Consider the following 12,367-nt stretch of genomic DNA (forward strand, 5'->3'; position numbering starts at 1 on the left):
TGGATAAATTACTTCGCTTTAGCAGCCATAACTGCTTCAGCAACGTTCTTAGGTGCTTCGGAATAATGCTTAAACTCCATGGTGTAGGTAGCACGACCTTGGGTCAACGAGCGCAAGCCAGTTGAGTAACCAAACATCTCTGCCAATGGCACTTCAGCACGAACGATCTTGCCGCCGCCTGGAATGTCATCCATACCTTGCAAAATACCGCGACGTGATGAGAGGTCACCCATTACGTTACCCATGAAATCTTCAGGCGTTTCTACTTCAACAGCCATCATTGGCTCAAGCAATACTGGAGATGCTTTGCGCATTCCGTCTTTGAATGCCATCGAACCAGCCATCTTAAATGCGTTTTCGTTGGAGTCAACATCATGGTATGAACCAAAGAACAGTGTCGCCTTAATATCCACCACTGGATAGCCTGCCAAAACACCTGAGTTCAAAGTTTCGCGAATACCTTTTTCTACAGCAGGGATGTATTCACGAGGAACCACACCGCCTTTGATCGCGTCGATAAATTCAAAGCCCTTACCGGGAGCTTGTGGCTCAAGCTTCAAGACTACGTGACCATATTGACCACGTCCACCAGATTGCTTAACAAACTTACCCTCAATCTCTTCGCATACTTTACGAATAGTTTCGCGGTACGCAACCTGTGGCTTACCAACAGTAGCTTCGACGCTAAACTCACGCTTCATACGGTCAACCAAAATTTCCAAATGGAGCTCGCCCATACCAGAAATAATAGTTTGGCCTGATTCTTCATCAGTCTTAACGCGGAAAGAAGGATCTTCTTGTGCCAAACGATTCAAAGCAAGGCCCATTTTTTCTTGGTCAGCTTTTGTTTTTGGCTCTACTGCCTGTGAGATTACTGGCTCTGGGAATACCATGCGCTCTAAAATCACGATGCTATCTGGATCACATAAAGTTTCGCCAGTAGTTGCATCCTTCAGTCCAACTGCCGCTGCGATATCGCCTGCATAAACTTCTTTAATTTCTTCACGTTGGTTTGCATGCATCTGCAACAAACGACCAACGCGTTCTTTCTTACCCTTGATAGGGTTATAGATAGTGTCGCCTGATTTCATTACGCCAGAGTAAACGCGGAAGAAGATCAGTTGACCGACAAATGGGTCAGTCATAATTTTGAATGCCAATGCTGAAAACTTCTCAGCGTCATCGGCTTTACGTGTTGTAGGTGTGCCATCTTCCAATTCACAAGGAACTGGTGGAACATCTAAAGGTGATGGCAACAACTCAACCACCGCATCCAACATCGCCTGAACACCCTTGTTTTTGAAAGCGGTTCCGCACATCATTGGAATGATTTCGTTAGCAATCGTACGTTGACGCAAAGCAGCCTTAATTTCTTCTTCGGTCAGAGCTTCGCCACCAAGATACTTTTCCATCAACTCTTCAGAGCTTTCGGCGGCTGCTTCAACCATCTTCTCGCGCCACTCTTCTGCTGACGCCTGCAATTCAGCAGGAATTTCTTCGTAGCTAAATTTAGTACCTTGTGAAGCCTCATCCCAGTAGATGGCTTTCATTTTGACCAAATCCACAACGCCTTTGAAATTTTCTTCTGCGCCAATCGGAATTTGAATCAAGATAGGATTTGCTTTTAAACGTAACTTCATCTGGTCATAGACCTTGAAGAAATTAGCGCCTGTGCGGTCCATCTTGTTTACGAAAGCTAAACGGGGCACTTGGTACTTATTTGCTTGACGCCAAACAGTCTCAGACTGTGGCTGCACACCACCTACTGCACAGTAAACCATGCAAGCACCATCGAGAACGCGCATTGAACGTTCAACTTCAATAGTGAAGTCTACGTGTCCTGGGGTGTCAATAATATTGATACGATGTTCGGCAAAATTACCGGCCATACCCTTCCAGAAGGTGGTAGTAGCGGCAGAAGTAATCGTGATACCACGCTCTTGCTCTTGCTCCATCCAGTCCATGGTAGCTGCGCCATCATGCACTTCACCAATTTTGTGATTAACACCGGTGTAGAACAAAACGCGTTCTGTAGTTGTTGTTTTGCCTGCGTCAATATGCGCAGAGATACCAATATTGCGATATCTGTCGATTGGGGTTTTACGTGCCACTGTTGGTGCCTTTTCTTTGCTATTTGATTAGAAGCGGAAATGTGAGAAAGCTTTATTAGCTTCCGCCATACGGTGAACTTCTTCACGCTTCTTCATTGCGCCGCCACGACCTTCAGCAGCTTCTAATAATTCGTTGGCTAAACGTTGGGCCATAGATTTTTCGCCACGCTTTTTAGCGGCTTCGCGCACCCAGCGCATTGCCAAAGCAGAGCGGCGTGATGGGCGAACCTCAACAGGAACCTGATAGTTAGCACCACCAACACGACGACTCTTCACCTCAACCATTGGTTTAACGTTGCCCATGGCTGTTGAGAAAACTTCGAGCGGCTCTTTGTTTGCTTTTTTCTCGATATGATCAAAGGCACCATAAACGATACGCTCTGCAACCGATTTTTTGCCGTCCAACATGAGGACGTTCATGAATTTTGCTACTTCTACATTGCCGAATTTTGGATCAGGCAGGATTTCCCGTTTGGGAACTTCGCGACGACGTGGCATAGCTACTCCTTCAGTTCAGTTAGGGGTGGCCCACATGGATCACCCGCTCCGGTTGCCCTACTATCTAAGAAAGTTTCTTAGACGGAACAACCACTTACTTGTCTTTTTAGTCTGACAAACAATGACTTACTACAAAAACTCTAGCTACGAATTAAGCAGCTTTCTTAGCGCGCTTAGCACCGTACTTAGAACGTGATTGCTTGCGGTCTTTAACACCTTGCAAGTCAAGTGAGCCACGTACGATGTGGTAACGAACACCTGGCAAATCCTTTACACGACCACCGCGGATCAATACTACCGAGTGTTCCTGGAGGTTATGGCCTTCACCGCCAATGTATGAAATAACTTCAAAACCATTGGTTAAGCGAACTTTTGCTACCTTACGCAGCGCAGAGTTAGGCTTTTTAGGAGTTGTTGTGTATACACGTGTGCATACACCACGACGCTGCGGGCTGTTTTGCAGCGCAGGGCTCTTGCTTTTAACGGTCAGCCGACTTCTTGGCTTGCGTAATAATTGATTAATTGTTGGCATAAAATAGCTCGGTTAGTACTTCTTTGTTGCTTTCTTCAAGAAAATCAATGACTTAGATAATTTCTAGGTCAAAAAGACCCTCTTCTGAATCAGTAGAACTCAGCATTCTAGCTTGGCCAGCCTTTTCCGTCAACCTAATGGGGAAAAAGCTGGCCATTTCTAGCCAAAAACACCAAATTAGCTTGGATCAGCCTCCCCAGCAGGAGCAATCACTTCAGCCTCTATTTCTACAGGCATATCAGCCATTGCCTCCTCTTCAGCGGCAATCATTTGAGCGCGATCACGCTCAAATTGCTCCCTGACCTTGCGTGCACGGCGATAAGCCAGGCCAGTACCAGCAGGAATCAGACGACCAATAATGACGTTTTCCTTGAGGCCACGGAGTGTATCGGTCTTGCCCATAATGGCGGCTTCGGTCAACACACGGGTGGTTTCTTGGAAAGACGCTGCTGAAATAAAGCTGTCTGTCGACAAGGATGCCTTAGTAATACCCAGCAATACATTCTCGAACTGAGCTGGGCGCTTACCTGCAGCAATCACCAAATCATTTGCATCGTAGAGTTTTGAACGCTCAACTTGTTCGCCAGTGATGTAAGCAGTATCGCCACCATCAGTAATTTGCACGCGACGCAACATTTGACGCACGATCACTTCAATGTGCTTGTCATTAATCTTCACGCCCTGCAAACGGTAAACGTCTTGAACTTCATCAACGATGTAGATGGCCAATTCTTCGATGCCTCTGAGCGTCAAGATGTCATGTGGATCAGCTGGGCCTTCCACAATCATCTCGCCCTTGTTCACAACTTGACCGTCATGAACGAGAACTTGCTTCTCTTTAGGAATCAAGAATTCATTCGCTTCGCCGTCCATATCGGTGATAACCAAACGTTGTTTGCCTTTGGTTTCTTTACCGAAGGAAACTGTTCCTGTTACTTTTGCCAATACAGCCGCATCTTTTGGCGAACGCGCTTCGAACAATTCGGCAACACGTGGCAAACCGCCGGTAATATCGCGTGTCTTCTGTGATTCGATTGGAATACGCGCCAATACTTCACCAACTTCGACTTTCTGACCATCCTTAACCGTAATCAAAGCACCCACTTGGAGGCCAATGTTTACTGGGTGATCAGTACCAGCGATCATGACTTCGTTACCCTTGTCATCAACTAAGTTGATCATTGGGCGAACGCCTTTGCTTGCTGCAGAACGACGCTTACCGTCAATTACCACCAAGGTGGAAAGACCGGTAACTTCGTCTACCTGCTTAGCAACGGTTACACCTTCTTCAACGTTATCAAAGCGGGCGATACCAGCGTACTCAGAAATAATCGGGCGTGTTAATGGATCCCATGTTGCCAAGCTTGCGCCGGCCTTTACTGCAGCATCTTCTTTTAACAAGAGAGTTGCACCATAAGGCACCTTATGACGCTCGCGCTCACGACCGTTCTCATCAACGATCAAGGCTTCGCCAGAACGTGAAATCACAATCTGCTCGCCCTTCGCGTTCTTGACGACACGCATCGTGGCAGAGAATTTCAAAGCGCCGTTAGATTTAGCTTCGATGTTGCTTGCAACCAATGCACGCGACGCTGCGCCACCAATGTGGAAGGTACGCATTGTCAACTGTGTACCTGGCTCGCCGATAGACTGAGCAGCGATCACGCCAACTGCCTCACCAACGTTTACCAAACCACCGCGACCTAGATCACGTCCGTAGCACTTCGCGCACAAACCAAAGCGAGTTAAGCAAGACAACACTGTGCGAACTTTAACTTCGTCGATACCCAATGCAACGATTTGATCAACGTGATCTTCATCGAGCAATGTGTCATTCGGAACAATGACTTCTTGCGTGTCAGGGTGAACGATGTCACCGATACATACACGACCCAAAATACGGTCACGCAATGCTTCGATAATTTCGCCGCCCTCAACCAGCGCCTTCATGGTTACACCATTAGTTGCGCCGCAATCATCTTCGATCACAACGAGGTCTTGCGTTACGTCGCATAAACGACGTGTTAAGTACCCTGAGTTTGCTGTCTTCAACGCAGTATCGGCCAAGCCTTTACGAGCACCGTGGGTTGAGATGAAGTACTGCAATACGTTCAAACCTTCACGGAAGTTCGCAGTAATTGGGGTTTCAATGATAGAGCCATCAGGCTTAGCCATCAAACCACGCATACCAGCCAACTGACGAATCTGCGCTGCAGATCCACGCGCGCCTGAGTCCGCCATCATGTAGATGGAATTAAAGGATTCTTGACGCACAGTCTTACCGTTACGGTCGAGTACGTCAACGTGTGACAACTCATCCATCATCGCCTTACCAACTTGGTCGCCTGCGGCACCCCAAATATCAACCACGTTGTTATAACGTTCTTGATTGGTTACGAGACCAGACATGAACTGCTTGTCATACTCTTTAACCTTAGCAGAAGCTTCGGTGATGATGCGCTCTTTAGAGCTTGGGATCAACATATCGTCAATCGCAACAGAAATACCAGCATTCGTTGCCAAACGGAAACCAGACTGCAAGAGGCGGTCAGCAAAAATTACTGTTTCACGCAATCCGCATTTACGGAATGATGTGTTGATCAAACGTGAGATTTCTTTTTTCTTCAAAGGCTTATTGATTTCCTCGAAAGACATGCCTTTAGGCAAAATCTCAGACAAGATTGCACGGCCAACTGATGTTTGATAGATTTTGGTCTTTTCAGCAAAACGGGCGTCGCCCTCTGCCTTCTTGTCCACAATCTCAAACTCAGTAATACGGACAGCCACTCGAGAAGCCAATTCAACTTGGCCTGCTTCGTATGCGCGTACTACTTCAGTAATGTTAGCGAAGACCATGCCTTCACCCTTACCGTTGATCTTGTCACGTGTAGCGTAGTACAGACCCAACACCACGTCCTGCGAAGGAACAATAGATGGTTCGCCGTTGGCTGGGAACAATACGTTGTTCGAAGCCAACATCAATGTACGTGCTTCCATTTGCGCTTCGAGCGACAAAGGAACGTGAACCGCCATTTGGTCGCCGTCAAAGTCCGCGTTAAATGCAGCGCAAACTAATGGGTGCAATTGGATTGCTTTGCCTTCAATCAGCATTGGCTCGAAAGCCTGAATGCCAAGACGGTGCAATGTAGGCGCACGGTTCAACATGATTGGATGTTCACGAATCACTTCTTCGAGAATGTCCCAAACAATTGGAGTCTGGCTTTCAACTTCTTTCTTTGCAGCCTTAATAGTGGTTGCAATTCCTAAAGTCTCAAGCTTGTTGAAAATAAATGGCTTAAACAATTCTAAAGCCATTAATTTTGGTAAGCCGCACTGATGCAATTTCAGTGTAGGGCCAACCACGATGACTGAACGACCTGAGTAGTCAACGCGTTTACCCAACAAGTTTTGACGGAAACGACCGCTCTTACCTTTAATCATCTCAGCCAAGGACTTGAGAGGACGCTTGTTAGCGCCAGTCATAGCCTTACCGCGACGACCGTTGTCGAGCAATGAGTCAACCGCTTCTTGCAACATACGTTTTTCGTTGCGAACGATGATCTCTGGTGCGCGCAACTCTAACAAACGCTTTAAACGGTTGTTACGGTTAATCACGCGACGATAGAGGTCGTTCAAATCGGAGGTAGCAAAGCGACCGCCATCCAACGGCACCAATGGGCGCAATTCAGGTGGCAATACTGGCAATACTTCCATGATCATCCAGTCAGGCTTAATACCTGAAGTCTGGAACGCCTCGAGCACTTTTAAGCGCTTAGCGTATTTCTTGATCTTGGCATCGCTACCAGTAGCTTTTAAGTCAGCACGAATAGTCTCTACTTCGCGATCGATGTCAATCGAACGCAAGAGGTCACGAATACCTTCAGCGCCCATGATGGCAGTAAACGCACCGTCACCATATTCTTCAGTCTTCGCAATGTATTCATCTTCAGACATGATCTGACCGCGCTTCATTGCGCCTTCAGGAGTCATACCAGGATCAACCACTACATATGCTTCAAAGTAGAGAACGCGCTCGATATCACGCAATGTCATATCGAGAACCATCCCCAGGCGGGATGGTAGGGACTTCAAGAACCAGATGTGCGCTACAGGGGCCGCCAGCTCAATGTGGCCCATGCGCTCACGACGTACCTTAGCAAGAGTAACTTCAACGCCGCACTTCTCGCAGATTACGCCACGGAACTTTAAGCGCTTGTACTTGCCGCATAAGCACTCGTAGTCTTTAGTTGGTCCAAAAATCTTGGCGCAGAACAAACCATCACGCTCGGGCTTAAAAGTCCGGTAGTTGATGGTTTCTGGTTTGCGTACTTCACCAAAAGACCATGAGCGAATTTTCTCAGGTGATGCGAGACCAATTTTGATGACATCAAACTGCTCTTCGCCCTGTGTTTGCTTAAATAAATCGAGCAATGCTTTCATATCAGTTGCGCTCCATGTCAATGTCAATACCCAACGAGCGGATTTCTTTTACCAGCACGTTGAAGGATTCGGGCATGCCAGCATCAATCGTGTGCTCGCCCTTGACGATATTTTCGTAAACCTTGGTACGGCCTGCGACGTCATCGGACTTCACTGTCAGCATTTCCTGCAAGACATATGAAGCACCGTATGCTTCGAGGGCCCAGACTTCCATCTCACCAAAGCGCTGACCACCGAACTGAGCTTTACCGCCCAATGGCTGTTGCGTTACTAACGAGTAAGGTCCAGTTGAGCGTGCATGCATCTTGTCATCTACCAAATGATGGAGTTTCAACACATGCATTACGCCAACAGTTACAGGACGCTCAAACTGATCGCCCGTTCGGCCGTCGCACAAAATCATCTGCTGGCGCGAAGGCGTCATCTTCAAAGAAGTAGCAACCTCTTCTGGATAGGCCAACTCGAGCATGCGGCTGATTTCTGCCTCAGTAGCACCGTCAAACACTGGGGTTGCAAATGGCAAGCCTTGGCGTAAATTTTCAGCCAAAACGGTAATTTGCTCATCAGTGAAATTGTCGATATCTTCGACACGACCTGTCTCGTTGTACAGCTGCTTCAAAAACTTACGAAGTTCGGCTTGTTTGGCTTGTTGACGAACCATCTCATCAATACGCTTACCGATACCTTGAGCCGCCCAACCTAAGTGAGTTTCTAAGATCTGGCCAACGTTCATACGGGAAGGAACGCCTAATGGGTTCAGGACGATATCAACTGGGCGTCCATCAGCCATAAATGGCATATCTTCAGCAGGAGCGATTTTAGAAACCACGCCTTTGTTACCGTGACGACCAGCCATCTTGTCACCAGGCTGCAAGCGACGCTTAACAGCTAAGTAGACCTTAACCATCTTTGTTACACCAGGCTGCAAATCATCGCCTTGGGTAAGCTTGGTGCGCTTCTCTTCGAAGGCCTCATCAAACTGCTTACGCTTAGCTTCGATTGAAGACTTAATGGCCTCAACTTGAGAAGCAACATCATCATCTGCTGTACGAATGTCGAACCAATGGTATTTCTCTAAATCAGCAAGATAATCCTTGTCGATCTTGGTGCCTTTAGCTAACTTCTTAGGGCCACCGTTAGCAACCTTGCCAATCAACATCTTTTCTAAGCGGATGAAGGCATCGCCTTCAACAATACGCAATTGGTCATTTAAGTCCAAGCGATAGCGTTGTAACTCTTCTTGAATAATCGACTGCGCACGTGCATCGCGCTCAATACCTTCACGGGTGAAGACTTGAACATCAATTACGGTACCAATCATTCCTGAAGGAACGCGCAAAGAAGTATCTTTTACATCAGATGCTTTTTCACCAAAAATCGCACGGAGGAGTTTCTCTTCAGGAGTGAGAGTAGTCTCGCCCTTTGGAGTTACCTTACCAACCAATACGTCGCCAGCCTCAACTTCAGCACCGATATACACAATACCGCTCTCATCTAAACGAGAGAGTTGTGACTCCGCCAAGTTAGAAATATCACGCGTGATTTCTTCTGAACCAAGCTTAGTGTCACGAGCAACAACCGATAATTCTTCAATATGAATAGAGGTATAACGATCGTCAGCAACAACCTTCTCAGAGATCAAGATGGAATCTTCGAAGTTATAACCATTCCATGGCATAAATGCCACAGTCATGTTTTGACCCAAAGCCAATTCACCTAAATCTGTTGAAGCGCCGTCACCAACCACGTCACCACGAGCAACACGATCGCCAACCTGAACGATTGGACGTTGATTGATATTGGTATTTTGGTTTGAACGGGTGTACTTGATGAGGTTATAAATATCCACACCAACTTCACCAGCTGCCGTTTCATCATCGTTTACACGAATCACCACGCGGTTTGCATCAACGTAGTCAACAATACCGCCACGACTTGCCAAAACAACCGTACCAGAGTCAACCGCAACAATGCGCTCTAAGCCAGTACCAACCAATGGCTTATCCGGACGCAAGCAAGGCACTGCTTGACGCTGCATATTCGCGCCCATCAATGCACGGTTCGCATCATCATGCTCCAAGAAGGGCACGAGTGAGGCAGCAGCAGAAACGATTTGGCTAGGAGCAACGTCAATGAAATCCACGCGCTCTGGACTCACCATTAAGGTTTCGCCAGCCTGACGCGCTGAAACCAGCTCATCAGCCAATTTACCGCTCTTGTCGATTGTGGCATTCGCCTGAGCAATGATGTATTTTGCCTCCTCAATAGCAGAGAGATACATTACTTCATCGCTTACTTTGCTATTAGCAACTTTGCGATATGGCGTTTCTAAGAAGCCATGCTCATTCAAACGCGCGAAGAGCGCAAGTGAATTGATCAGACCGATGTTTGGTCCTTCTGGAGTTTCGATTGGGCAAACACGTCCGTAGTGGGTTGGATGCACGTCGCGCACTTCGAAGCCTGCGCGCTCGCGTGTCAAGCCACCAGGTCCCAATGCAGAAATGCGACGCTTGTGCGTGATCTCTGACAATGGGTTTGTTTGGTCCATAAACTGCGAGAGCTGTGAAGAACCGAAGAACTCACGAATTGCAGAAGAAATTGGCTTGCTGTTAATCAAGTCATGCGGCATGAGATTTTCTGTTTCGGCTTGGCCGAGACGTTCTTTCACTGCGCGCTCAACACGTGACAAGCCTGCGCGGAATTGATTCTCCGCCAACTCACCAACGCAACGCACACGACGATTACCTAAGTGATCGATATCATCTACTTCGCCCTTGCCGTTGCGCAAGTCAACAAGCAGCTTAATGGTGTCAAGAATATCTTCATTTGACAAGACCATGAGGCCTTCCATCTCAGCGCGACCAAGACGGCTGTTGACCTTCATACGACCAACGCGAGATAAGTCATAGCTATCTTCGTTGTAGAACAAGCGCTGGAACAAAGCCTCAACAGCGTCCTCTGTTGGAGGCTCGCCAGGACGCATCATGCGATATATGGCAATACGTGCAGCCATCTGATCGGCAGTTTCATCTGTGCGCAATGTTTGTGAAATATATGCGCCAGAATCTAAATCATTGGTATAGATAGTTTCCAACTGCTTGATGCCAGCATCGCGCAATGTAGCCAATAACTCCTCAGTGATTTCGTCATTAGCGTAAGCCAAGATTTCACCCGAGTCTGGATCAATGATATTGCGCGCAACTACGCGACCAACTAAGTAGTCATCTGGAACGATGATGTTCTTTGTTTTAGCAGCTTCGAGCTCACGAATATGTTTTGCATTAATGCGCTTATCTTTTTGAATGACAACAACACCATTCTTATCAAGCACATCAAAGCTTGCTAACTGGCCACGCAAACGCTCTGGAACAAATTCCATTGCTGCGCCATTTGCGCTCAATGAGAAATGATCAAAGTTAAAGAAGTTTGCAAGAATTTGTTCGTTGTTTAAACCAATTGCTTTAAGCAAAATGGTGACGGGCATCTTGCGACGACGGTCAACGCGGAAATAAAGAATATCTTTTGGGTCAAACTCAAAATCTAGCCATGAACCACGGTAAGGAATAATGCGTGCTGAGAACAGCAACTTACCAGAACTGTGGGTCTTACCCTTGTCATGCTCGAAAAACACGCCAGGGGAACGGTGCAACTGAGAAACAATAACGCGCTCAGTGCCGTTGATAACAAATGAACCATTTTCTGTCATGAGTGGAATTTCACCCATGTAGACTTCGCTCTCTTTTACCTCTTTAACCTTTGTAGGCGCTTCGCGATCATAAATAATCAAGCGAACTTTGGCGCGCAAGGCTGAGTGGTATGTGTAGCCACGTTGTTGACATTCTTTAACGTCAAACGGCGGCTGTGATAACTGGTAAGACACGTATTCCATACGTGCATAGCCATTGTTAGACACAATTGGGAACGCTGAAGTAAAGGCAGCTTGAAGTCCCTCTGTTAGACGAGACATGGCTGGCTTTTCAGCCTGTAAAAATTTAGCGTAGGATTCCAGCTGCGTTGCGATCAGGTATGGAACCTGGTGGTTGTTTACTCGCTTAGCAAAGCTTTTACGGACTCGCTTGCGTTCGGTGAAGCTGTAGTTCATTTCATCTCCGAATTCAGCGACTGTACAAAGATTTGGCGATTGGCCACTACCAATCACTGGCGGACAACACTAGATGCTTTAGATCCAGTGTCCGACCAAACTTGCATTCTGCAGTCGTATCAGAAGGCAAACCCGATTTCAATCTGAAATGAAATCGGGTTTGACCACTAATGGTCAAACCCAACAGTGCTAACGCTTCTTTTTGAGTAGCGTTAGCGCGGTTCGTATTACTTGATTTCTGACTTAGCGCCTGCTTCGTCAAGCTTCTTCTTGGCTTCTTCAGCTGTCTTCTTATCAACAGCTTCTTTGATTGGCTTCGGTGCGCCATCAACCAAGTCTTTTGCTTCTTTGAGACCAAGGCCAGTAATTTCGCGAACAGCCTTAATTACTGAAACTTTGTTAGCGCCTGCTTCGAGCAAGTTCACAGTAAATTCTGTTTGCTCTTCCGCAGCAGCACCGCCACCGCCGGCACCAGCAGGACCAGCAACAGCCATAGCTGCAGCTGAAACGCCAAACTTCTCTTCGAATGCTTTAACGAGATCGTTAAGATCCATTACAGACATGCTACCTACTGCATCAATGATTTCTTCTTTAGTAATCGCCATTTTTAGCTCCTAATACTTAAATAGTTAATGTGTCGCTTATTCAGCGGCAGGGGTTTCGTTTGCTTCGGTTCCAGCTTCT

General features: G+C 47.1%; 6 protein-coding genes. All 6 read right to left on the bottom strand.

Translation table 11 applies throughout. The features are described 5' to 3' along the window. Positions 1 to 8 precede the first annotated feature (8 nt). Positions 9 to 2,111, bottom strand: a complete 2,103-nt coding sequence (gene fusA, locus ICN46_RS03445; RefSeq protein WP_216204515.1) for an elongation factor G — start codon at positions 2,109 to 2,111, stop codon at positions 9 to 11. A gap of 27 nt (positions 2,112 to 2,138) precedes the next feature. Beyond that, positions 2,139 to 2,609: a 30S ribosomal protein S7 gene (gene rpsG / locus ICN46_RS03450; RefSeq protein WP_015420229.1), complete on the bottom strand. Its 471-nt coding sequence runs from the start codon at positions 2,607 to 2,609 to the stop codon at positions 2,139 to 2,141. Positions 2,610 to 2,760: 151 nt separating this feature from the next. Further along, positions 2,761 to 3,141: a 30S ribosomal protein S12 gene (gene rpsL, locus ICN46_RS03455; protein WP_062307031.1), complete on the bottom strand. Its 381-nt coding sequence runs from the start codon at positions 3,139 to 3,141 to the stop codon at positions 2,761 to 2,763. Between the two features lie 177 nt (positions 3,142 to 3,318). Further along, positions 3,319 to 7,581 (bottom strand): DNA-directed RNA polymerase subunit beta', encoded by a 4,263-nt coding sequence (gene rpoC, locus ICN46_RS03460; protein ID WP_216204518.1) that lies wholly within the window; start codon positions 7,579 to 7,581, stop codon positions 3,319 to 3,321. Between the two features lies 1 nt (position 7,582). Then, positions 7,583 to 11,683, bottom strand: a complete 4,101-nt coding sequence (rpoB, locus tag ICN46_RS03465; RefSeq protein ID WP_216204521.1) for a DNA-directed RNA polymerase subunit beta — start codon at positions 11,681 to 11,683, stop codon at positions 7,583 to 7,585. A gap of 227 nt (positions 11,684 to 11,910) precedes the next feature. Continuing rightward, the gene (rplL, locus tag ICN46_RS03470; RefSeq protein ID WP_216164209.1) at positions 11,911 to 12,288 is read right to left on the bottom strand and encodes a 50S ribosomal protein L7/L12; all 378 of its coding nucleotides are present in this window, start codon (positions 12,286 to 12,288) and stop codon (positions 11,911 to 11,913) included. Positions 12,289 to 12,367: the final 79 nt, after the last annotated feature.

The organism is Polynucleobacter sp. Latsch14-2, assembly GCF_018881925.1.
GTDB lineage: Bacteria > Pseudomonadota > Gammaproteobacteria > Burkholderiales > Burkholderiaceae > Polynucleobacter.